The organism is Pseudomonas sp. LBUM1662 (assembly GCF_059695915.1).
In genome coordinates this window covers 4715001-4736184 of record NZ_CP166793.1, presented here as the reverse complement: position 1 = coordinate 4736184, position 21184 = coordinate 4715001, and the positions used below count along the sequence as shown (strand labels likewise).

General features: G+C 59.5%; 22 protein-coding genes and 1 rRNA gene (1 of these 23 running past the window's edge). 11 read left to right on the top strand and 12 right to left on the bottom strand.

The genetic code is table 11. The features are described 5' to 3' along the window. Window positions 1-15: 15 nt before the first annotated feature. Together ACA049_RS21370 and ACA049_RS21365 are read right to left on the bottom strand one after the other, a co-directional pair. Window positions 16-891 carry an alpha/beta fold hydrolase gene (locus tag ACA049_RS21370; protein WP_497329637.1) on the bottom strand — a complete coding sequence of 292 codons (876 nt, stop codon included), beginning with the start codon at window positions 889-891 and terminating at the stop codon, window positions 16-18. 242 nt (window positions 892-1133) lie between these two features. Next, window positions 1134-1592 carry a VOC family protein gene (locus ACA049_RS21365; RefSeq protein WP_497329635.1) on the bottom strand — a complete coding sequence of 153 codons (459 nt, stop codon included), beginning with the start codon at window positions 1590-1592 and terminating at the stop codon, window positions 1134-1136. A gap of 254 nt (window positions 1593-1846) precedes the next feature. Here ACA049_RS21365 and ACA049_RS21360 point away from each other — a divergent pair, with 254 nt between their 5' ends. The 3 genes from ACA049_RS21360 to ACA049_RS21350 all read left to right on the top strand — a co-directional run bounded on the left by ACA049_RS21360 (window position 1847) and on the right by ACA049_RS21350 (window position 4570). Then, window positions 1847-3061 carry an SfnB family sulfur acquisition oxidoreductase gene (locus tag ACA049_RS21360; RefSeq protein WP_497329633.1) on the top strand — a complete coding sequence of 405 codons (1215 nt, stop codon included), beginning with the start codon at window positions 1847-1849 and terminating at the stop codon, window positions 3059-3061. Window positions 3062-3064: 3 nt separating this feature from the next. Then, window positions 3065-3730, top strand: coding sequence for a methionine ABC transporter permease (locus tag ACA049_RS21355; RefSeq protein WP_497329631.1), 666 nt, complete (start codon window positions 3065-3067; stop codon window positions 3728-3730). 69 nt (window positions 3731-3799) lie between these two features. Continuing rightward, window positions 3800-4570, top strand: a complete 771-nt coding sequence (locus tag ACA049_RS21350; protein WP_497329629.1) for a MetQ/NlpA family ABC transporter substrate-binding protein — start codon at window positions 3800-3802, stop codon at window positions 4568-4570. 118 nt (window positions 4571-4688) lie between these two features. Here the strand turns inward: ACA049_RS21350 and soxR are convergent, their stop codons facing one another. Further along, window positions 4689-5156 (bottom strand): redox-sensitive transcriptional activator SoxR, encoded by a 468-nt coding sequence (gene soxR, locus ACA049_RS21345; RefSeq protein WP_497329627.1) that lies wholly within the window; start codon window positions 5154-5156, stop codon window positions 4689-4691. A 95-nt stretch (window positions 5157-5251) separates the two neighbouring features. Here soxR and ACA049_RS21340 point away from each other — a divergent pair, with 95 nt between their 5' ends. Continuing rightward, complete coding sequence (locus ACA049_RS21340; protein WP_497329625.1) at window positions 5252-5623, top strand: antibiotic biosynthesis monooxygenase; 372 nt, start codon at window positions 5252-5254, stop codon at window positions 5621-5623. 4 nt (window positions 5624-5627) lie between these two features. On the opposite strand, the gene ACA049_RS21335 is transcribed toward ACA049_RS21340, so the two are convergent. From ACA049_RS21335 to msuE, 4 genes are all read right to left on the bottom strand, one after another. Continuing rightward, entirely contained in the window at window positions 5628-6731 is a 1104-nt protein-coding gene (locus tag ACA049_RS21335) for a sigma-54 interaction domain-containing protein (protein ID WP_497329623.1), read from the bottom strand. Between the two features lie 24 nt (window positions 6732-6755). Further along, the gene (locus tag ACA049_RS21330) at window positions 6756-7943 is read right to left on the bottom strand and encodes an acyl-CoA dehydrogenase family protein (RefSeq protein ID WP_497329621.1); all 1188 of its coding nucleotides are present in this window, start codon (window positions 7941-7943) and stop codon (window positions 6756-6758) included. A 130-nt stretch (window positions 7944-8073) separates the two neighbouring features. Further along, complete coding sequence (ssuD, locus tag ACA049_RS21325; protein WP_101206980.1) at window positions 8074-9219, bottom strand: FMNH2-dependent alkanesulfonate monooxygenase; 1146 nt, start codon at window positions 9217-9219, stop codon at window positions 8074-8076. A gap of 10 nt (window positions 9220-9229) precedes the next feature. Continuing rightward, window positions 9230-9793 (bottom strand): FMN reductase, encoded by a 564-nt coding sequence (gene msuE / locus ACA049_RS21320; RefSeq protein WP_219095270.1) that lies wholly within the window; start codon window positions 9791-9793, stop codon window positions 9230-9232. A gap of 401 nt (window positions 9794-10194) precedes the next feature. Here msuE and ACA049_RS21315 point away from each other — a divergent pair, with 401 nt between their 5' ends. The 4 genes from ACA049_RS21315 (at window position 10195) to ACA049_RS21300 (ending at window position 14413) form a co-directional block, all read left to right on the top strand. After that, window positions 10195-10464 carry a hypothetical protein gene (locus tag ACA049_RS21315; protein WP_497329619.1) on the top strand — a complete coding sequence of 90 codons (270 nt, stop codon included), beginning with the start codon at window positions 10195-10197 and terminating at the stop codon, window positions 10462-10464. 102 nt (window positions 10465-10566) lie between these two features. Beyond that, entirely contained in the window at window positions 10567-11178 is a 612-nt protein-coding gene (locus tag ACA049_RS21310; protein WP_497329617.1) for a LysE family translocator, read from the top strand. A gap of 204 nt (window positions 11179-11382) precedes the next feature. Continuing rightward, window positions 11383-12540, top strand: coding sequence for a cysteine desulfurase family protein (locus tag ACA049_RS21305; RefSeq protein ID WP_497329615.1), 1158 nt, complete (start codon window positions 11383-11385; stop codon window positions 12538-12540). Window positions 12541-12604: 64 nt separating this feature from the next. After that, complete coding sequence (locus ACA049_RS21300) at window positions 12605-14413, top strand: aminopeptidase P family protein (protein WP_497329613.1); 1809 nt, start codon at window positions 12605-12607, stop codon at window positions 14411-14413. Here the strand turns inward: ACA049_RS21300 and ACA049_RS21295 are convergent. Further along, window positions 14406-15326: a LysR family transcriptional regulator gene (locus ACA049_RS21295; protein WP_497329611.1), complete on the bottom strand. Its 921-nt coding sequence runs from the start codon at window positions 15324-15326 to the stop codon at window positions 14406-14408. The two genes, ACA049_RS21300 and ACA049_RS21295, sit on opposite strands and share 8 nt — an antisense overlap. A gap of 104 nt (window positions 15327-15430) precedes the next feature. Between ACA049_RS21295 and ACA049_RS21290 the strand changes: the two genes are divergently transcribed. Continuing rightward, a complete protein-coding gene (locus ACA049_RS21290) occupies window positions 15431-16429 on the top strand; it encodes a zinc-dependent alcohol dehydrogenase family protein (protein ID WP_497329609.1) in 999 nt (332 codons plus the stop codon). Here the strand turns inward: ACA049_RS21290 and ACA049_RS21285 are convergent. Both ACA049_RS21285 and ACA049_RS21280 read right to left on the bottom strand, forming a co-directional pair. Then, window positions 16426-17016, bottom strand: coding sequence for a 2-hydroxychromene-2-carboxylate isomerase (locus ACA049_RS21285; RefSeq protein WP_497329607.1), 591 nt, complete (start codon window positions 17014-17016; stop codon window positions 16426-16428). The two genes, ACA049_RS21290 and ACA049_RS21285, sit on opposite strands and share 4 nt — an antisense overlap. Window positions 17017-17056: 40 nt before the next feature. Further along, complete coding sequence (locus ACA049_RS21280; protein WP_497329605.1) at window positions 17057-17785, bottom strand: SDR family oxidoreductase; 729 nt, start codon at window positions 17783-17785, stop codon at window positions 17057-17059. A gap of 92 nt (window positions 17786-17877) precedes the next feature. On the opposite strand from ACA049_RS21280, the gene ACA049_RS21275 reads away from it, so the two are divergent. Next, entirely contained in the window at window positions 17878-18450 is a 573-nt protein-coding gene (locus ACA049_RS21275; protein WP_497329603.1) for a TetR/AcrR family transcriptional regulator, read from the top strand. Here the strand turns inward: ACA049_RS21275 and ACA049_RS21270 are convergent. After that, the gene (locus ACA049_RS21270) at window positions 18437-18718 is read right to left on the bottom strand and encodes a hypothetical protein (RefSeq protein ID WP_497329601.1); all 282 of its coding nucleotides are present in this window, start codon (window positions 18716-18718) and stop codon (window positions 18437-18439) included. The genes ACA049_RS21275 and ACA049_RS21270 overlap by 14 nt on opposite strands. A 168-nt stretch (window positions 18719-18886) precedes the next feature. Then, the gene (gene rhtA / locus ACA049_RS21265) at window positions 18887-19774 is read right to left on the bottom strand and encodes a threonine/homoserine exporter RhtA (protein ID WP_497329599.1); all 888 of its coding nucleotides are present in this window, start codon (window positions 19772-19774) and stop codon (window positions 18887-18889) included. A gap of 671 nt (window positions 19775-20445) precedes the next feature. Between rhtA and ACA049_RS21260 the strand changes: the two genes are divergently transcribed. After that, a 16S ribosomal RNA gene (locus ACA049_RS21260) occupies window positions 20446-21184 on the top strand (it continues 800 nt past the right edge of the window).

The window sequence follows — 21184 nt, the reverse complement described above, 5'->3', positions numbered from 1 at the left end:
AGCGGGACGCAACGATCAGCGCAGGAAACCCAGCACTTCGGCGAGCAGCAGTTCGGGCGCTTCTTCGGCGATGTAATGACCGGCGGGCAGGGCCTTGCCACGCACGTCGGTGGCCACGTGTTGCCATTCCTTGAGCGGCTTGAAACAGCGCCCGACCGTGCCTTCGGCGCCCCACAGAACCAGCAACGGCAGGTGCAGATAATTGCCGGCCGCGATGTCGGCACGGTCATGGTCCAGGTCGATGCTGGCGCTGGCGCGGTAGTCCTCGCAGATACCGCGCGCGGTACCCGGCAGTTTCAGGCAGCGCACATATTCACCAAAGGCTTCGGGGGTGAACGGCTTGAGCCCGGCGCTGCGGCTGCCCATCACGCTGCGCAGATAGGCTTCGGGGTCGGCTTCGATCAGGGTTTCCGGCAACGGCGCGGGGCGGATCAGGAAGAACCAGTGCCAGTAGGCGCGGGCAAACGCCTCGTTGGTTTGCGCGTACATCGACAGGGTAGGGGCGATGTCCAGCAGCACCATGCGTTGCACGGTGTCGGGATGATCCAGCGCCAGGCGATGGGCCACGCGGGCGCCACGGTCGTGGGCCAGTACCGAAAACTGTTCGAAGCCCAGGGACTTCATCAGCTCGACGCTGTCCTTGGCCATTTCGCGTTTGCAGTAATTGGTGTGGTGATCGTTGGCCGGCGGTTTGCCGCTGTCACCGTAACCGCGCAGGTCGGCGGCGATCACGGTGAAGTGCGCGGCCAGTTGTTCAGCAACCTTGTGCCAGATGACGTGGGTCTGCGGGTGACCGTGCAGCAATAGCAGGCCCGGCCCGCTGCCACCGATGCGGTAGGCAATGTCCACACCGTTGACGTGGCGCTGGTCTTTCAGGAATCCGGCGAACATGGGGCGAGTCCTTGTTGTAGTTGCCTGCATCCTGAAAGTGTTGCGTGGTTACGGCAAGGCGTGAAGCGTGGTGGGGTTGTTCATGAAGTGTGTTCGGGGGATCTGTGGTGCCAGGAATGGCGCCTTCGCGGGCAAGCCTCGCTCCTACAGGGGATTGTGTCGTTCGAAAATATCAGGAACCACACAAACCCCTGTAGGAGCGAGGCTTGCCCGCGAAGAGGCCCGTCCAGACACAGAAGAATTCAACCTTGCTGAAACATCTCTTTGGCGCGTTGCTCAATCTGCCCCTGCGTCAAATCCTCTTTGCGCGTCGCCAGAAACCAAAGATGCCCATAGGGATCCTTCAAGGTCCCCGAGCGGTCGCCATAAAACTGGTCCTTGACCTCGGACACCACCGTGCCGCCCGCCGCAATCGCCTGTTTATAGGACTTGTCCACATCGTTCACATACAAATGCAGCCCCACGGAGGGCGACTTGTCGGGATTACTCAACGGCCCCTGATCGCACGGCGTACCGAGCATGATCGGGCAATCGCCAATCCTCAGCTCGGCGTGACCAATCCCGCCATCCGGCATGGACAGGCGCATGACTTCGGTGGCGCCAAAGGCCTTCTTGTAAAACTCGATGGCTTCGGCCGCTTTCTGAATGCCCAGGTAAGGCGTGATGCTGTGATAGCCCTCTGGAATGGGTTTGACGCTCATGACGGTTCTCCCTTGTTGTTGTGAATTGAAGCTGTCCCTTCGCCGATTTCCGGTCGGATAACTATAGGTCAGCCTCTTTTGCGCAACGCAGTGCCCGACGAGCAGCAGCGCCACTGTTCAGCCATCAACAGCGCAGCAGCAGATTGCCCGGGTTTATCCCTTTTTAATCGACAAACCGCCCGAAAACACGGGGTGAAGTGGTCGGCACAGAAGCTGCAATGTCCTTTCGAAAACATCAGTACCGAGAGACTTGTATGCCTGAATCTGCCGTTTATCCGATCAACCCGCCGGCCGCCCATCGGATCGCCGATGAAGCCGAAGCCTTGCGCGTTGCCGAGCGTGTGGCTGCAGTTTTGCTGGAGCAGGACGCTGAACGCGACCGCACCCGACAGGTGCCTGCCGAGATCGTCGACTTCTATTCCAACAGCGGCCTGTGGGGCATCAGCGTGCCGAAAGCGTTTGGCGGCGCGCAGGTGTCCTACGCGGTGCTGGCGCAGGTCATTGCGATCATCTCGGCGGCGGATCCGTCCTTGGGGCAGATCCCGCAAAACCACTATTGCCTGCTGGAGGACATTCGCCTGCAAGGCACGCCGGAGCAACAGGCGCATTTCTTCGAACTGGCGCTGCAAGGTCATCGCTTTGCCAATGCCTTGTCGGAAACCGGCGGCAAGAACGTGCAGGACATTCAGGCGACCATTCGCCGCTACGGCGACGGTCATGTGATCAACGGGCGCAAGGGTTACTGCACCGGTTCACTCTACGCCCACTGGCTGGCGGTGCTGGCGCTGGATGAAGAGCAGAAGGGCCAGTTGGCGTTCGTCGAGCGCGGCACGAAAGGGCTGGTGATCGTCGACGACTGGGACAGCATCGGCCAGCGCACCACGTCCAGCGGCACCGTGCTGGTCGAGGACTTGCGCGTGCCGGCGTTCAATCTGTTCCCGACCTATCGCTCCTATGAAACCCCCACCCTGGCCGGCCCGTTCGCGCAGTTGACCACCGCGGCCATCGACGCCGGCATCGCCCGCGCAGCGCTGCGGGACACGGTTGCGTTCGTCCAGCAATTCGCCCGGCCCTGGATCGACGCGGGCGTGGAAAGGGCCAGCGAAGATCCACTGACCATCATTCAGGTGGGTGGCCTGGAGATTCGTCTTGAAGCCGCCGAAGCCTTGCTGGAACGGGCGGGGCGAGCGCTGGATGTCGCGCGTCCGGCACCCGATGAAGACAACGTCGCCCAAGCGTCCCTGGCGGTGGCCAAGGCCAAGGTGCTGACCACCGAAATCGCGATTGAGGCGACCAACAAACTCTTCGAACTCGGCGGCACCCGCTCGACCCTGCGCAAGCACAACTTCGACCGTCACTGGCGCAATGCTCGGGTCCACACCCTGCACGACCCGGTGCGCTGGAAATACCACGTGGTCGGCAACTGGCTGCTCAACGGCGTGAAACCACCGCGCCACGACTGGTCGTGACCCATGGCCGAGTGGTTTAAAAACATCTATTGGGCCGACATCGCCCAGGCCTGCCTCGACACCCTGAGCATGCTCGGTGCTGCGCTGGGATTTACCGTGCTGCTGGGATTGCCGTTGGGCGTGATTCTGTTCCTCACCGGCAAGCGCCAGTTGCACGAAGCCGTCGGGGTTTACCGGGTGTTGTCGGTGATCGTGAACATGCTGCGTTCGCTGCCGTTCATCATTTTGCTGATCGTGCTGATTCCCCTGACCACGCTGCTGGTTGGCACGTCGCTCGGCGTGCCGGGGACGATTCCGCCGCTGGTGGTCGGCTGCACGCCGTTCTTCGCGCGGCTGGTGGAAACCGCGTTGCGCGAAGTCGATCGCGGGGTGGTGGAAGCGACCCAGGCCATGGGCGGCACCACCTGGCAAATCATCCGCCACACCTTGTTGCCGGAAGCCCGGGGAGGGTTGCTGGCGGCGGTCACGGTGACCGCGATTGTGCTGGTGGATTACACCGCGATGGCTGGGGTGATCGGCGGTGGCGGACTGGGCGACCTGGCGATCCGCTACGGCTATCAACGGTTTCAGACGGACGTGATGGTGGTCACCGTGGTGCTGTTGCTGATCCTGGTTCAGGCCCTGCAAATGACCGGCGACCGATTGGTGGCGCGCTACAGCCGACGTTAAACATTCAACTCAAAAAAAAGGCCCCACGTCCACCCCACGACGGCCATTCAATCTGCCTAGGAGCACACCGTGAAAAAGACCCTGGCCATTCTGGCTGCCCTCGTGTCGTTGAGCGTTCACGCCAACGAAAAACTCACCGTCGGCGCCACACCGGTGCCGCACGCGGAAATCCTCGAATTCGTCAAACCGACGCTGGCCAAGGAAGGCGTGGACCTGGACATCAAAGTCTTCACCGACTTCATCCAGCCCAACCAGCAGTTGGCGCTGAAAAACCTCGACGCCAACTATTACCAGTACCGGCCGTTCCTCGATGACTACAACAAGACTCGCCACACCGACCTGGTGCCGGTGGTGGGCGTGCACATCGAACCGTTTGGGGCGTACTCGACCAAGATCAAAAACATCGCCGAGCTGAAGGACGGCGCCACCGTATCGATTCCCAACGACCCGGTGAACACCGGCCGCGCGCTGGTGTTGCTGCACGAAGCCGGGCTGATCAAACTCAAGGACCCGAGCAACACCCTGGCGACCCCGCGCGACATTATCGAAAATCCGAAACACCTGAAAATTCGTGAACTGGAAGGCGCGTTGCTGGCGCGTTCGGTGAGCCAGGTGGACCTGGCGTTTGTGTTCGCCAACTACGCCCTGGAAGCGGGGATCGATACCAACAGCGCGCTGATCGTCGAGAAGGGCAAGAGCCTGTACATCGAATTCCTCGTGGCGCGGCCGGACAACATCAATGACCCGGGTCTGCAGAAACTGGCCAAGGCGTTGAATTCCGATGAGGTGCGGCAGTTCATTTTGACCCGCTACAAAGGGCAGATTGCGCCGGGGTTCTAAGCGTCGGTCTGACTTGAGGACGCCTTCGCGGGCAAGCCTCGCTCCTACAAGGGCGCGTGTTATTCGAAAACAACACAAAACCCTGTGGGAGTGTGGCTTGCCCGCGAAGGTCGCACCACTATTCTGGATCAACCCTCGATTCAAGCAGCTGCGCCCCCGGCCCTTGTTCCCCCAGCACATCCCCAGAATTACGCAACGGACACGCCTCCATCGACAAACACCCACACCCAATGCAGCCATTGAGCTTGTCCCGCAGCAAGGTCAGTTGATTGATCCGTTCATCCAGATCCTGACTCCACTGCGCCGACATCACCTTCCAGTCCGCCGCCGTCGGCGCGCGGTTATCCGGTAGGGCTTTCAACGCCTCGCCAATCTCCGCCAACGGAATCCCCAACCGCTGGGCCACTTTGATCAACGCCACCCGCCGCAACACTTCCCGCGGATATCGCCGCTGGTTGCCCTGATTGCGATTGCTCTTGATCAAACCCTTGGACTCGTAAAAGTGCAGCGCCGTGACCGCCACGCCGCTGCGCGCCGCCAGTTGGCCGACAGTGAGTTCCTTGTGCAGATGTTCCGAGGTGATCATTTGAAAAATGCCCCTTGACCTCTAGTTAACTTGAGGTTTTACCCTGCAGGCCTTCGGATCGCAAGATCCGGCTTACACGTCAGTGGGGACTTTTCATGCAAGCGCCAGAGAAAAATCGCAGCTTCACCCAGTTGATCGAATTCGAGATCGAACCCCATCAGCAACCCGCACTGGTGTCGGCACTGTCAAAGCAGACCGAGCGCCTGGCCCAAGGCTACAGCGGGTTTTTGAGTGCGAGCATCCAGGCCAGCGACGACGGCCGGCGGGTGCTCAATTACCTGCAATGGCAAACTCGCGAGGCGGGGGAAGCCGCGTTCCAGGGCTTTGAAAGCGGCGAGCAGGATTTCTGGCAGCTGATACGCGCGCATCAGGCGAAAACCGTGACCTTCGGCTCGTTCCAGGTGCTGCACAGTCTGGAACGTAGCCACGACGACGCGTTGCACTGCAACCTGGTGCATTTGAGGTAAGTGCTTAGATCGACAACTGCATCAGGCGCTCGCCTTGCACGTTTTCCGTGGCGCGGCGCTTGTTCACCGCCAGCTCGCCGATCTTTATCAGCCGTGTGCGCGTGACGTTGCGGCTCAAGCCGAGCAGGGCAGCGGTGTGCACCTGGTTGTAATGGCTGAAGCGATAAGCCGCTCGCAACAAGGCGTCTTCGACTTTCTCGTGGAGCGCACCGGCCTGTTCTTCAAAGAGCTTTTGAAAGGCCCGATCGAGCAAGGCTTCCGGTGAGTCGTCGAAGCCCGCGTGGTGATCGTCCTGACGCTCGATGCGCATGTTCGACAGGCGCAAATCATCCCGTTCGATCACGCCATTGCGGCAGATCAGCAGGGTGTGGTGAATCACGTTTTCCAGTTCGCGGATGTTGCCCGGCCAGCTGTAGCTGCGCAGTTTCAGTTCGGCCTCTTTGCTGATGGTGATGGTGCCGTAACCCAGGCGCTGGCTGTAGGCTTCGACGAAGTGGCGGGTCAGCGGCAGGATGTCGCCGGGGCGATCGCGCAGCGGACTCAACTCCAGGCTGACCACGTCGAGGCGGTAGTACAAATCCTCGCGGAAATGCCCGGCGTTGATGGCTTTCTCGAGCTGCACGTTGGTCGCCGCCAGCACACGCACGTCGATGGGAATGCTCTTGCGCGAACCGAGGCGCACCACTTCGCGCTCCTGCAACACCCGCAGCAATTTGACCTGAATCGCCATCGGCAGATCGCCGATTTCATCGAGGAACAAGGTGCCGCCATCGGCCTCTTCGAACCAGCCGGCCTTGGCGCTCAAGGCACCGGTAAAAGCCCCTTTCTCATGGCCGAACAATTCGGCCTCGACCAGCGATTCAGAGAATGCACCGCAGTTCACCGCCACGAACGGCCGGTTACGGCGAGAGCTGAGATTGTGGATATGCCGCGCCACCAACTCCTTGCCGGTGCCGGTTTCACCGATGATCAGCACGCTGGCTTCACTCGGCGCGACTTGTTGAATGTGCGCGAGCAAGGCCTGGGATTTCGGGTCTTCGAACACCTGCGCGGTGGCGCGGATCGACGTGGCCAGGGCGGGCGAGGGCGGTAGGGTCAGAAGTTGCATCAGGCAGGCTCCCTGAATAGAAGGCTATGAATAGAAAGTCGGGATCGGCAGGGACTGGTTCAACGCCCAGTCGCCCAGTTCATGGAGTTTGTAATCCACCGGGTCGTGCAGGGTTTGCGTGCGAAGGTTGCGCCAGTGGCGGTCCAGTCGCAGCGAGGCGTGAGTCGAGCGCGCGCCGGTGACTTCGAACAAGCGGCTACAGATGTCCAGGCCATTGCGTGTCGCCGCGACTTTCGCGGTGGCGATGGCCGTGGCCAGCTGTCCGCGTTCTTCGGCGCTGAGATTCGGGCCTTTGGCCCACGCCTTGTCGAGCAACTCGGCAGCGCGTTCCACTAGCAACCGGACACCTTCCAGGGCAACCCAGAATTCGCCGTAATGGCCGAGCACATAAGGATCCTGACGCACATCCTGTGCGCTGGATTTGTGCCACGGCCGGGTCTCGGTGAGCGTGTACTGCCGCGCTTCTTCGAAAGCCCCTTCGGCAATGCCGAGGAACATGTGCGTGAAGGTCAGTTGGGCAATCAATGGCCGCAGGCAGGCGAACGGTGTGCTCAGCGGACCCGGATCGAGCAGCAGTTCCGATTCCTCGACCCGCACCCGTTCGAACGTCGCGCTGCCGCTGTCGGTCTGGCGCTGGCCCATGTTGTTCCAGTCGTTGTGCAGGGTGATGCCGCTGCGACCGCTGGGAATCGCGGCGATCAACAGCTTGCCGCCAGCGCTTTCATCAACGGCTGAGGCGATCAGCATTTCCGAGTCGCTGGCGCCGGAGCAGAAACTTTTTTTGCCGGAAAACTCGCGCCAGCCGCCGAGGTTTTTCACCACGGTGCGGGTGTCCAGCGGGTTGAGGGCGTTGCCCCAGAACCAGTTCTTGCGCGCGGTTTGTTCGAACCACGGCTGCCACTGCTCGGGCCTGGCGAACAGGCGAACGGTGGCGAGCATCAGGTGATGGAAACCGAAGACATGGGCGATCGAACTGTCGACCTTGGCGAATTCCCGCACGATGCCCAGGGTGTCACTCCAGCTGGCGCCGAGGCCGCCGTACTGGACAGGAATGCTCAATGCGAGCAGACCGCTGTGGCGCAAGGCGTCACGTTCGGCCTTGGGCGTACCGCCACGCTCGTCGCGCTCGACAGCGGTCAGGGCAAACCCGGCGGCCAATTGGCGGGCGGTCTGCAACGGGGATAACAGGGCGCTTTGCGGCTTGGCAGTCACGCTGGAAATTCCTTATATGGACGACGCTTTCTGTAGGAGCGAGGCTTGCCCGCGAAGCAGGCGCTGCGGTGGTTCTGATGCACCGCGTTATCGTTCTTCGCGGGCAAGCCTCGCTCCTACAGGAGCAGTGTCAGGCGGAAGCTTTGGCAGGCAGCACATCATTGGCGATCATTTCGCCAAACGGCCCGGTGAGGTTGGTAACGCCGCGCCCCGCGAGGCTCGCGTACGGCTCGGGCAACAGCGGGAACACCAGCTCGGCAAAGCGATAGGCCTCTTCGAGGTGCGGGTAGCCGGAGAAGATGAAACTCTCGATGCCCAGGTCCGCGTACTCCTTGATCCGCGCCGCCACTTGCTGCGGATCACCGACCAGCGCTGTCCCGGCACCGCCGCGCACCAGGCCGACACCGGCCCACAGATTGGGCGAGATTTCCAGGTTGTCACGACGCCCGTCATGCAACGCAGCCATGCGTCGCTGGCCTTCGGAGTCGAAACGCGAGAACGACTTCTGCGCAGCGGCGATGGTCTCGTCGCTGATGTGTTCGATCAGTTTGTCCGCCGCTTTCCAGGCTTCCTCGGCGGTCTCGCGAACGATCACATGCAAGCGAATCCCGAACTTCACCGTGCGCCCGTTTCGCGCTGCACGCTCACGCACATCGGCGAGTTTTTCCGCAACGGCGGCCGGCGGTTCACCCCAGGTCAGGTAGACATCGACTTGCTCGGCGGCGAGTTCATGGGCAGCTTCGGAGGAACCGCCGAAGTACAGCGGCGGATACGGTTTCTGCACCGGCGGATACAACGCCTTGGCGTTCTGCACTTGCAGGTGTTTGCCCTCGAAATCCACCGACTCGCCTTGCAGCACGCGGCGCCAGATCTTCAGGAATTCGTCGGTAACTTCGTAGCGTTCGCTGTGATCGAGGAAGATGCCGTCACCGCGGTTTTCATCCGGGTCACCGCCGGTCACCACGTTAATCAGCAAGCGGCCATTGGACAGCCGATCCAGCGTCGCGGCCATGCGCGCCGACACCGTTGGCGAGATGATCCCCGGGCGGATCGCCACCAGGTAACGCAGGCGCTCGGTCAGCGGCACCAGCGCCGAAGCAATCACCCACGAATCTTCGCAGGAACGTCCGGTGGGAATCAGCACACCGTGATAGCCGAGGCTGTCAGCGGCTTGCGCCACTTGTTTCAAATAGTTGAGCGTGACCGGACGGGCGCCTTGGGTGGTGCCCAGGTAATGGCCGTCGCCGTGGGTCGGCAGGAACCAGAAAACATCCATGAAGAAATCCTTAAGCGATTTTCAGCAGATTTTTGGGGTGCACGCCAAACAACGGCGCGGCGCGTTCTGCAGCAAGACGAATGCGGGCCTTCAAGGGCTCACTGGTTATTTGGTAATTGGCGAAATCGGCTTCGGTGGCGTAGACGCCAATCGGCAAGGTCAGGGCCTGGAAGAAACTGAACAGCGGCCGCAACTGATGATCGAGCACCAACGCATGCCGTTCGCTGCCACCGGTGGCGGCCAGCAACACGGGCGTGTCGATCAGCGCATTGAGGTCAATCAGGTCGAACAGGTGCTTGAGCAGGCCTGGGTAGGAACCGCGATAAACCGGCGCGGCGACGATCAGCAGGTCGGCGTTCTCGATCGCTTGCAGCTCGGCTTCGATCTCGGCGCTCAATTCCTGACGCGACAGTGCGGCGCCCAGTGGCCGGGCAATGTCGCCCAGTTCGATCAGCTTGCTCTCGATCGGCAATTGCTCGGCCAACTCGGCCAATAGCGCTTGGGTCAACACCAGCGTGCGAGACGGACGCCAGGTACCGCCGGAGAGGGCAACGACTTTCAATGGACGCGACATGATCAGTTCCTTTTTAAACAGTTGCTCAGCGAGCAGTGAGTAGTCACAGGGCTTGAGCAAGAGCTGTACCAATCCTTGCAGGCCTTGTTTTACGGGGCTCACAGCGTATCGGTCAGTAGGTACTGTGCGATTTCGAGGACTGTTTGTTGAATGACTGTTGCCTGGCAAACAGTTGCGTGAGCAACAGTGCGGTGAGGCGATGGGGTTGTTATAAAGGCTGGTTGTTATTCCGTAAAAGACCTTAAATTAATATTTATAGATCATTCGGAGATATAAGGCGGATTGGCTGAACGTCGTTAGCCAAATTCGATAGCCACTATCGAGAGCGTTGATTTCTGCCCGTCGAAGGGCGCGGGTAGCCTGTGTTCATTGCCCCGAACCCAGATGCCAGGACGCCACCGATGAAACCTCTAATCGCCACTTTCTTGCTGCTCGCGGTCTCCGTTCTCGCCGGATGTGCCAGCCATGTTTCGCCCGAATTGCGGCCCTACACCGCAGAAGAAAGTCGGGAGTTGGCGTTGGAGGCCTTGAATCGTCGTGGTTTGTCCTTCGAGGAATACCATGCGAAAAAAGCCGAATTGCTCGACCAGCCGCCAAAATCGTTCAGTTTCGACAAACAAGGCGAAATGAACGCCGAACGTGCTGTACAGCTTCACGGCCGTCCAAGCTGATCGAAAACTGTACCGTTCGAAGTTTCACGTAACTGTCCATGGGTTTCCCCTCGGGCGTGCGATAGGGTCAACACCTGACTGACCCTGATTGGACTGCCGCTCATGCTCTCGCTCGATCTGCTGCTGGGCTTCGCCCTGTTTGCCCTCGTCACCTCGATTACCCCCGGCCCCAACAACACCATGTTGCTGGCTTCGGGTGTGAACTTCGGCTTTCACCGCACCATCCCGCACATGCTGGGCATCACTTGCGGTTTCTTCGTGCTCGTCGTGGCGGTCGGTTTCGGTCTGGGCGCGGTGTTTCAAACCTATCCGTTGCTCTATACGGTGCTGCGTTACGTCGGCGCGGCGTACTTGCTGTATCTGGCGTGGAAAATCGCTCATTCAGGCCCGGTCTCCGAGAGTGAACAGGGCGAAAGCAAACCGATCAGCTATCTCGGCGCGGCAGCGTTTCAGTGGGTCAATCCCAAGGCGTGGATCATGGCCATCGGTGCCATCAGCACCTACACGCCGATGCGGGGCTACTTCACCAATGTGATCGTGATTGCTGCGGTGTTTGCCTTGATCAACCTGCCGAGCGTCGGCGTCTGGGCCGGTTGCGGCACATTGTTGCGCAATGTGTTGAAGGATCGTCGCTGGTTGCGCCTGTTCAACTGGGGGATGGCCTTGCTGTTGGTGGCTTCTCTGTACCCGTTGTTGCTCGAGAGCTTTAGCTGACACTTCGCTTCAACCGGTTGGCCGATGCCTGTTAAGCTCGACTTCAGGAGCGTTCCTACGCACTTTTAAATGAAGTTGTTCTTCTTTAACGGCCTCCGATCAGGTATTTCTAACGCTCTGAACGGTCGGCGCAGCTCACGAGGCTGCGCCTTGATGGTTCAGTGACGAGCCTCCTGATCCCGGAACATGCTCTGCGAGTTTTCTATGAATAAACGTCCTCTGTATTTTGACTACGCCGCCACCACGCCGGTGGATGAGCGGGTCATCAAGGTCATGGTCGAGTGTCTGGGTTTCAACGGAAACTTCGGCAACCCGGCGTCCAGCTCCCATGCCTTCGGCCAGCAGGCCCGGCAAACGGTCGAGCAGGCGCGGCGCCAGGTCGGCGAACTGGTCGGCGCCCAGGCGGACCAGATCGTCTGGACCTCCGGCGCCACCGAATCAAACAACCTTGCCCTCAAGGGCGTGGCCCAGGCTCGCGGCGTGTCCGGCGGCCACATCATCACCAGCCAGATTGAACACAAAGCCATCCTCGACACGGCGAAGCAGTTGCAGGACGCCGGTGTCGCGGTGACTTATCTGGTGCCTGACGCCGAGGGTCTGATTACCCCGCAAGCGGTCAGCGAGGCAATGCGCGAAGACACCTTTCTGGTGTCGCTGATGCTGGTCAATAACGAACTGGGCACGGTCAATGACATCGCGGCCATCGGCCAGATCGTGCGTGATCGCGACGCGTTGTTCCATGTCGACGCGGCCCAGGGCGCGGGCAAAGTGGTGATCGACCTGGCCCGTTTGCCGGTGGACCTGATGTCGTTTTCGGCGCACAAGATCTACGGCCCCAAAGGCATCGGTGCCCTGTACGTCGGCCCGCGCGCGCAGCAGCGTTTGCTGGCGCAGATTCACGGTGGCGGTCACGAGGGCGGTTTGCGTTCCGGGACCCTGGCGACTCACCAGATCGCCGCCATGGGCGTCGCCTTCGCCCTGGCAGCCGCTGCGTTCGAGGAAGAAAAAGCCACGATCGTGCGGCTGCGCGAACGCTTGCTCGAGCAACTGCTGAGCATCCCCGGTGTTCGGCTCAATGGCAGCCCGACCCAACGCATTCCCCATACCCTGAGCCTGACCTTCAACGAAGGCGAGTTCAATTCCGCGGCGTTGAGTCATTCGATCGCGTTTTCCGCGACCTCGGCCTGTAACTCCGCCAGCAATGCGCCGTCCCATGTGCTGCTGGCGCTGGGGCATGACGCGCGTTCGGCGGGTCGCACCATCCGCTTGAGTCTCGGCCGGTTCACCACCGAGCAGGACATCGACCAAGCGGCACAACTGATCAAAACAGCCTGCGCCAGTGCTCCGGCATTCTGGCAGTAGGCCTGAAAGTGCCGGCATTGATCGGCACTCAACAATAATGATGAAGTGATTAGCAGGAGACATGATGAGTACGCAGCCTTCGATCAATGGATCGGTGCCCGAGCGCCTGGCGCAAACCCGCGAACTGATGAGCCGGGAGGGCATTCATGCCCTGTTGGTGCCGTCGGCCGACCCGCACCTCTCGGAATACCTGCCGGGCTACTGGCAAGGTCGGCAATGGTTGTCGGGTTTTCATGGCTCGGTCGGCACGCTGATCGTGACCCCGGATTTTGCCGGTGTCTGGGCCGACAGCCGTTACTGGGAACAAGCGAGCAAGGAACTCAACGGCAGCGGCATCGAACTGGTCAAGCTGCAACCGGGCCAGCCCGGCCCACTGGACTGGTTGGCCGAACAAACCCCTGAAGGCGGCGTGGTCGCGGTGGACGGCGCGGTGATGGCTGTTGCATCGGCCCGTACGCTGGGCGGCAAACTCGAAGAGCGCGGCGCACGTCTGCGCACTGACCTCGACCTGTTGAGCGAAGTCTGGAGTGACCGTCCGAGGCTGCCGAACGAGCCGATCTATCAGCATTTGCCGCCTCAGGCGACTGTCAGCCGTGGTGAAAAACTCGCGAAGTTGCGTGAGGTGTTGAAGGATCGTGGTGCTGACTGGCACTTCATCGCCACCCTCGATGACATCGCCTGGCTGTTCAATCTGCGGGGCGGCGATGTGTCGTTCAACCCGGTATTCGTGTCCTTCGCCCTGATCAGCCAGGAGCAGGCCACTCTGTTCGTGGCCCTGAGCAAGGTCGATGCCGAGTTGCGCGCAGTCCTCGAACAAGACGGCGTGACCCTGCGCGATTACAGCGAAGTGGCCGATGCCCTGCGCGCCGTGCCGAGCGGCGCGAGCCTGCAAGTCGATCCGGCGCGCGTGACGGCCGGTCTGCTGGAAAACCTGGACAGCGGCGTGAAACTGGTCGAAGGCCTGAATCCGACCACCCTGGCCAAATCCCGGAAGAGCCTGGCCGATGCCGAGCACATTCGTCAGGCCATGGAGCAGGACGGCGCGGCGCTGTGTGAATTCTTCACCTGGCTGGACTCGGCGCTCGGTCGCGAGCGCATCACCGAACTGACCATCGACGAACACCTGACGGCCGCACGTACCCGACGTCCGGGTTATGTGTCGCTGAGCTTCAACACCATTGCCGCGTTCAACGCCAATGGCGCGATGCCGCACTACCACGCCACCGAAGAAGAACACGCAGTGATCGAGGGTGATGGTCTGTTGTTGATCGACTCCGGCGGTCAATACCTGGGCGGCACGACCGATATCACGCGGATGGTGCCGGTCGGTACGCCGACAGATGAGCAGAAACGCGATTGCACGCGGGTGCTCAAAGGCGTGATCGCCTTGTCCCGTGCGCAATTCCCTAAAGGCATTCTCTCGCCGTTGCTCGATTCGATTGCCCGCGCGCCGATCTGGGCTGAAAGCGTTGATTACGGACACGGCACTGGTCATGGCGTCGGCTACTTCCTCAACGTTCACGAGGGCCCGCAGGTCATCGCCTATCAGGCTGCCGCTGCCCCGCAAACCGCGATGCAACCGGGCATGATCACGTCCATCGAACCGGGCACTTACCGTCCAGGCCGCTGGGGTGTACGGATCGAGAACCTGGTGTTGAACACCGAAGCGGGCAAGAGCGAGTTCGGCGAGTTCCTGAAATTCGAAACCCTGACCTTGTGCCCGATCGACACCCGTTGCCTGGAGCCGTCGCTGCTGACTCTGGACGAAAAGCAGTGGTTTAACGCTTACCACGCCGAGGTCCGCGAGCGCTTGAGCCCGTTGCTGGATGGCGCGGCCCTTGAGTGGCTAAACACTCGCACCGCGGCTATTTGACCGGTTGCAGTTCAGGCGCTGTTTCGAGCGCCTGACTCATGTAGTCGACAAAGGCTTTGACCCTGGCGGATTGGCGACGATTCGCCGGGGACACGGCATGAATCGGCAGCGGCTGCGCGGTGTAGTCCTGCAAAATCGCGGTCACTCGCCCGGCGTTCAGATCCTCGCTGAACAACCACACCGGCGACAACGCAATCCCCAATCCTCCCAACACCAGCTCGCGAATCGCTTCGGAGTTGTTGCTTTGCGCATTGCCCTTGATTCGCACCTCGTGACGCTGGGCGCCTCGTTCGTAAACCCATAGGTTCTGACTGTTCAGCAGGTTGAATTGCAGGCAATTGTGTCCGCGCAGTTCTTCCGGTGTTTGCGGCTGGCCGAATTGTTTGAGGTAGTCCGGCGCTGCGACGGTTATCCGGTGGGTGGTGCCGATGCGGCGGGCGATTAGGCCGCTGTCGGTCAATTCACCGATTCTGAACGTAACGTCCAGGCCTTCGCTGACCAGGTCCTGATTCTGATCGCTGAGTTGCAGGTCTATCTGAACCTGGGGGTGTTGTTTCAGAAACTCGGGAAGCCTCGGTGCAATCTGCAGACGCCCGAAACTGACGGAAGAACCGATCTTCAGGTTGCCGGCAACGGTTTCGCGTCCCGATTGAAAACTATGTTCTGCCGCGTCCACGGCCGCCAGGATTTGTCGGCATTCGCTGTAGTACCGCTGACCTTCGTCCGTCAGCGAAAGTTGGCGCGTGCTGCGGGAAATCAGCTTCCCGCCCAACTCGGTTTCCAGCGCCCTCAACACTTTGCTGATGGTCGGCTGGCTGGTTTGCATCTCCCGGGCCACGGCAGAAAAGCTGCCGCGTTCGACAACCCGGACGAAGATGGCCATTGCATTGAGTTTGTCCACGGGATTTCTCATTGATGCCAAATGGGCATGGTCACTATAGCCATATAGCGTCTTATCGGCATGAGTGTGTGGGAGGAAGATCGGTCCTACAGCCACCTCTGACGGGAATTTGCGAAATGACTGACTCACTTGAAATGCTTGCTCTGATTGTTGATTCGGCCAATGGGCCGTTACGCTTGGTTTCCATCCAGCGACCCGTGCCAGGACCGGGTCAGGTGTTGGTCAGGATCAAAGCCAGCGGGTTGAACCCGTTGGATGCAAAGATTCGTTCGGGGCAGGCTGCTCATGCGCGTCAGCCTTTGCCGGCAGTGCTGGGCATGGATCTGGCCGGGACAATTGAGGCGTTGGGAGAGGGCGTCAGCGGATGGCTGCCGGATGATGAGGTCTACGCGATGGCGACGGGCATTGGTGGTGCGCAAGGTTCTCTTGCGCAGTTCGCGGTGGTCGATGCGCGGCTACTGGCACACAAGCCGGGCAATCTGAGTATGCGTGAGGCCGCAGGCTTGCCCTTGGTGCTCATCACCGCGTGGGAAGGATTGGTAGACCGGGCTCGGGTGCGTGCGGGTCAGAAAGTGCTGATTCACGGTGGTGCCGGTGGTGTCGGGCATGTGGCTGTACAAATAGCCCGGGCTTTCGGTGCCGAAGTGTTCGCCACTGGCTCGGCGGGGCAGCAGGCAATCATCGAAAGTTTCGGTGCGACGTTTATCGATTACCGCAAATTTTCGGTCGAGGACTATGTGGCGGAGCACACGGCGGGGGAGGGCTTCGATATTGTCTACGACACGGTGGGCGGTGAAACGCTGGACGCTTCCTTCAAGGCCGCTCGTGTTTACGAGGGGCATGTGGTGAGCTGCCTCGGTTGGGGTCAGCACAGTCTGGCGCCGTTGTCGTTTCGGGGTGCGACCTACTCCGGGGTGTTTACCTTGTTGCCTTTGTTGACTGGCAAGGGGCGCGAACATCACGGGCAGATCCTTCGGGAAGCCGCGCAGTTGATTGAGGCCGGTAAGTTGAAGCCGTTGCTCGACCCGCGGCAGTTCACCCTGCAAACCGCCGAGGCCGCCCATGAACTGCTCGCTGCTGGAGCGGCTCAAGGGCGGTTGGTCATCGAGATTTAACTCAGGGCCTCAAGGACGAAGTCCAGTCGATCCTGGCCGAAGAACATCTGATCACCGACAAACATGCTCGGTGCGCCGAATACACCGCGTTGGACCGCGTTCTCAGTGTTGTCCTTGAGAACGGCTTTGACTTCTTCATCGGCGGTGAGTGCCAGTACTTCGTTGGGATCGAAACCGTTTTGCGTCAGCACGGCCGCAACAGTCGCTGGATCATCGAGGCTGCGTGCCTCGACCCAGAGCGCGAGGAACAGGCAATCGATAAACGCGAGGAAGCGTTCGGGATGACGCAACTGCATACCCGTGACGGCACGCATCAGCATCAGGGTGTTGATAGGGAAATGGGGGTTGTACTTCAGTGTCACGCCGTAGCGTTTGGCGTAGCGGTCCAGGTCCTGAAACATGTAACGACCTTTGGCCGGGATGGTCGCCGGTGAGGCGTTGCCGGTGGCTTTGAAGACCCCACCCAGCAGCATCGGTTTATAGATCAACTGGCTGTCGGTCTGTTCGCAAATCTTCGGCAGTTGGGTATAGGCCAGGTAGGTCGCGGGGCTGCCAAGATCGAAAAAGAACTCTACGGTTTTGCTCATCGTCGGTGCGCTCTGCTTATTGTTGTAGGGGGGGGAGGGCTTACCAGCGTTCGTTCCAGGGGCGCAGATCCAGCTCGAAAGTCCAGGCGTCCCGGGGCTGGCTGTGCAAGTACCAATAGTTCTCGGCGATGTGCTCGGGATTGAGGATGCCGTCCTCGTCCTTGGTCGCGTACTTCTCCGGAAAACTGTTGCGAATGAAGTCAGTATCGATGGCGCCGTCGACGACGACATGGGCAACGTGAATGTTCATCGGCCCCAGTTCGCGGGCCATGCTTTGGGCCAGCGCGCGAATCCCGTGCTTGGCGCCGGCAAACGCTGCAAATCCCGCCGCACCGCGCAAGCCTGCGGTGGCGCCGGTGAACAGAATCGTGCCGCGTTGACGCTTGGCCATCCGCTTGGCCACTTCGCGGGCATTGAGAAAACCCGAGAAACAGGCCATTTCCCAGATCTTGAAATACTTGCGGGCGGTTTCTTCGAGAATGCTGCACGGCACGTTGGCACCGATGTTGAAAACAAACGCTTCGATGGGGCCGATCTCGGTTTCAATCTGCTCCACCAGCGCAATCACATCCTCTTCTTTGCGTGCATCACAGGCAAATCCGTGGGCTTCACCGCCGGCGGATTTGATTGCATCGACCAACGGCTGGAGCTTGTCCGCGCTACGACGAGTGACGCAGGCAATGAAACCTTCCTGGGCAAAACGCTTGGCAATGGCGCCGCCGGTTGCATCACCTGCGCCGACCACCAGTACGACCTTCTTGTTATTCATGGGTAGATCCCTTTGCTAAACGATCGTTAACTGAACGAACGTTATGCTAGGATTTGGCAAGCGTCAAGACGATCAATCCTGAGGGCAAGGCAATGCGGTACTCGGCCAATCACAAGCTGGAAACCAGAGAGAAACTGCTGACGAGCAGTGCGGTGTCGGCCAAAAAGTCGGGTTTTTCCACGGTAGGTGTCGACGGGCTGATGAAGGCGATCGGCCTGAGTGGCGCCGCTTTTTACAGTCACTTTTCGTCGAAGGACGAGCTGTTCGCCTCAATCGTCGAGCGCGAATTGAGCCAAAGCCTGGAGCGATTGGGGGCTGACCAGGATCGCGACAGGCTGGAACGCTGCCTGAAGCATTATCTGAGCATGTCCCATGTCGAGCACCCGGAGTCCGGTTGTGCATTACCGGCGTTGGGCGCTGAAATTGCTCGTTCAGATATCGCTGTTCGTCAGCAGGCGGAGGGCTGGATTTGTCGCTTGCAGGAGAGTTGGGCGCGGATTCTGGAAAGCGACAGCCTGGCGTGGGCAATTCTGTCGCAATGCATCGGTGCGTTGGTCGTGGCGCGAATGTTGGCCAATCCGGACATTCAGCGCACTGTGCTGAAGTCCAGTTCCGATGAGATTGGCCGCCAGATTGCCGGGCGGCATCAATCTACTTGCAGATGACGATCATGCTTCGGCTGGTATAGCCGGCAGGGTTGAGACCAAATGGATAATCACCGGGCTCTTCCACGGTATCCCCCGACTTGGCGATGACCTTGTAACCCTTGGGCGCGCACGAGTTGGCGGCGCTGGTGTAGCACTTGTCCCAGGATGACGAAAGCCCTGAACAGTTGATATGTAGCCCTTTCTTGCCATGTTTGACTTGTGTTTTCGATGTCGCCGCGCAGCCCGCAATTGCGAGTACGGCGATCAGAACCAAAATTCGTTTCATTACTGTCCTTATAGCGTTCCCGGATCTCGTGCCCGGGTGTGGCTGCATTCGCTTTCGCTTGAAGCGTTCTGATATCCCTGTCCTGAAAAATCCATGTCTGACACTGGGTTGCGGGCCTAAACATGGCCTAATTGAGCGTCAAATACCAGACTTGCGTCAAATCCTGTCTCAATCTGCCGCAACCGCTGGCTTGGCGGCACTGCCCATGGTCATGGTCGCTCCGACGGAAGCCAGAATGATGCACATGATCGCCATCCACTGTGACAGGGTGAGGTACTCATGGAGAAACAACAGGCCAGACAGCGCGCCAATAGCCGGTTCAATGCTCATCAATGTACCGAAAGTCCGGGTTGGCATTCGGGTGAGAGCGATCATCTCCAGCGTGTAGGGCACGGCTGTTGAGAGAAGGGCGACGCCGATGGCCACGGGGATCAATGACGGTGTCAGCAGGGCGGCGCCGGCATGGACGATGCCGATAGGGGCGACGAACAGTGCGGCAATCATCACGCCCAGTGCTGCGGTCTGCACACCATTGTCGGCACCGGCCTTTTGGCCGAACAGGATGTACAGCGCCCAGCAGACACCCGCCCCCAAGGCATAGCCGGCACCTGCAAGATCGATTCCCGCAGTCGTCGCTCCTGTGGGTATTAATAGAAGCAAGCCGATGGCCGCCAGGGCTATCCACAAAAAGTCGATCGCACGGCGTGAGGCATAGATCGCCACCGCCAGCGGCCCGGTGAACTCCAGAGCTACGGCAATACCCAGGGGGACGGTGCGCAAAGACATATAGAAGAGGAAGTTCATGCCGCCCAGTGCCATCCCGTAGATGATGACGGTACGCAGGGACTTTGCGGTGAGCTTCGCCCGCCATGGGCGCAACAGAATCAGCATGATCACGCTGGCGAAGAGCAGCCGCAGGGTGGTGGTCCCTTGGGCGCCGATAATCGGGAACATGCTTTTGGCCAACGAGGCTCCGGACTGGATCGACGCCATGGCTATTAATAGCAGGCCCACCGAGAACAGAGTCGAGGCGAGGCTGCGGGGATGGTCATTCATAACGTGGCATCGTCCGAAATGGGAAGCGAGAGTGTTGTTCTGTGTGTATTGGGCAATATACTGCGCATTCGCGACGGTTGCGTCTATATATAAGCAATGATTTTGAGCATCCTGATAGAAAAGCAAAATTAGGGGTTGACGGCAGATTCTGGAAGTCTATAATTCGCCCCACTTCCGGCGCAGTCGAAACGGAAAACTCCTTGGTAAACAAAGAGTTACGCAGTTTTCGACAGCGAGTTGCTTCAGGTCATCGAAGCCCAGAAGGAGTCGGTAAGGCAGGTTGGTTTGGCCTTATAGACGTTTCGATCTTCTCGGTCGAAAGCGGAGAAAAAGAGGTGTTGACAGCAGCGAGTAACGCTGTAGAATTCGCCTCCCGCTAACGAGAGATCGGAAGCGCAAGTGGTTGAAGTTGCAAAGGAAACTTTGAAAACTTCTGAAAATAACCGCTTGACAGCAACAGAGGCTGCTGTAGAATGCGCGCCTCGGTTGAGATGAAAGTCTTAACCAACCGCTCTTTAACAACTGAATCAAGCAATTCGTGTGGGTGCTTGTGGAGTCAGACTGATAGTCAAAAAGATTATCAGCATCACAAGTTACTCCGCGAGAAATCAAAGATGTAACCAACGATTGCTGAGCCAAGTTTAGGGTTTCTTAAAAACCCAAAGATGTTTGAACTGAAGAGTTTGATCATGGCTCAGATTGAACGCTGGCGGCAGGCCTAACACATGCAAGTCGAGCGGCAGCACGGGTACTTGTACCTGGTGGCGAGCGGCGGACGGGTGAGTAATGCCTAGGAATCTGCCTGGTAGTGGGGGATAACGCTCGGAAACGGACGCTAATACCGCATACGTCCTACGGGAGAAAGCAGGGGACCTTCGGGCCTTGCGCTATCAGATGAGCCTAGGTCGGATTAGCTAGTTGGTGAGGTAATGGCTCACCAAGGCGACGATCCGTAACTGGTCTGAGAGGATGATCAGTCACACTGGAACTGAGACACGGTCCAGACTCCTACGGGAGGCAGCAGTGGGGAATATTGGACAATGGGCGAAAGCCTGATCCAGCCATGCCGCGTGTGTGAAGAAGGTCTTCGGATTGTAAAGCACTTTAAGTTGGGAGGAAGGGCATTTACCTAATACGTAAGTGTTTTGACGTTACCGACAGAATAAGCACCGGCTAACTCTGTGCCAGCAGCCGCGGTAATACAGAGGGTGCAAGCGTTAATCGGAATTACTGGGCGTAAAGCGCGCGTAGGTGGTTTGTTAAGTTGGATGTGAAATCCCCGGGCTCAACCTGGGAACTGCATTCAAAACTGACAAGCTAGAGTATGGTAGAGGGTGGTGGAATTTCCTGTGTAGCGGTGAAATGCGTAGATATAGGAAGGAACACCAGTGGCGAAGGCGACCACCTGGA

Bases quoted from the DNA above. Each gene is read 5' to 3' on its own strand.
- ACA049_RS21360 (WP_497329633.1), top strand. From the start codon at position 1,847: ATGCCTGAATCTGCCGTTTATCCGATCAACCCGCCGGCCGCCCATCGG.
- ACA049_RS21285 (WP_497329607.1), bottom strand. From the start codon at position 17,016: ATGAGCAAAACCGTAGAGTTCTTTTTCGATCTTGGCAGCCCCGCGACC.
- soxR (WP_497329627.1), bottom strand. From the start codon at position 5,156: ATGATCACCTCGGAACATCTGCACAAGGAACTCACTGTCGGCCAACTG.
- rhtA (WP_497329599.1), bottom strand. From the start codon at position 19,774: ATGAATGACCATCCCCGCAGCCTCGCCTCGACTCTGTTCTCGGTGGGC.
- ACA049_RS21290 (WP_497329609.1), top strand. From the start codon at position 15,431: ATGACTGACTCACTTGAAATGCTTGCTCTGATTGTTGATTCGGCCAAT.
- ACA049_RS21295 (WP_497329611.1), bottom strand. From the start codon at position 15,326: ATGAGAAATCCCGTGGACAAACTCAATGCAATGGCCATCTTCGTCCGG.
- ACA049_RS21300 (WP_497329613.1), top strand. From the start codon at position 12,605: ATGAGTACGCAGCCTTCGATCAATGGATCGGTGCCCGAGCGCCTGGCG.
- ACA049_RS21365 (WP_497329635.1), bottom strand. From the start codon at position 1,592: ATGAGCGTCAAACCCATTCCAGAGGGCTATCACAGCATCACGCCTTAC.
- ssuD (WP_101206980.1), bottom strand. From the start codon at position 9,219: ATGGATGTTTTCTGGTTCCTGCCGACCCACGGCGACGGCCATTACCTG.
- ACA049_RS21340 (WP_497329625.1), top strand. From the start codon at position 5,252: ATGCAAGCGCCAGAGAAAAATCGCAGCTTCACCCAGTTGATCGAATTC.
- ACA049_RS21275 (WP_497329603.1), top strand. From the start codon at position 17,878: ATGCGGTACTCGGCCAATCACAAGCTGGAAACCAGAGAGAAACTGCTG.
- msuE (WP_219095270.1), bottom strand. From the start codon at position 9,793: ATGTCGCGTCCATTGAAAGTCGTTGCCCTCTCCGGCGGTACCTGGCGT.
- ACA049_RS21315 (WP_497329619.1), top strand. From the start codon at position 10,195: ATGAAACCTCTAATCGCCACTTTCTTGCTGCTCGCGGTCTCCGTTCTC.
- ACA049_RS21370 (WP_497329637.1), bottom strand. From the start codon at position 891: ATGTTCGCCGGATTCCTGAAAGACCAGCGCCACGTCAACGGTGTGGAC.
- ACA049_RS21270 (WP_497329601.1), bottom strand. From the start codon at position 18,718: ATGAAACGAATTTTGGTTCTGATCGCCGTACTCGCAATTGCGGGCTGC.
- ACA049_RS21305 (WP_497329615.1), top strand. From the start codon at position 11,383: ATGAATAAACGTCCTCTGTATTTTGACTACGCCGCCACCACGCCGGTG.
- ACA049_RS21335 (WP_497329623.1), bottom strand. From the start codon at position 6,731: ATGCAACTTCTGACCCTACCGCCCTCGCCCGCCCTGGCCACGTCGATC.
- ACA049_RS21355 (WP_497329631.1), top strand. From the start codon at position 3,065: ATGGCCGAGTGGTTTAAAAACATCTATTGGGCCGACATCGCCCAGGCC.
- ACA049_RS21310 (WP_497329617.1), top strand. From the start codon at position 10,567: ATGCTCTCGCTCGATCTGCTGCTGGGCTTCGCCCTGTTTGCCCTCGTC.
- ACA049_RS21280 (WP_497329605.1), bottom strand. From the start codon at position 17,785: ATGAATAACAAGAAGGTCGTACTGGTGGTCGGCGCAGGTGATGCAACC.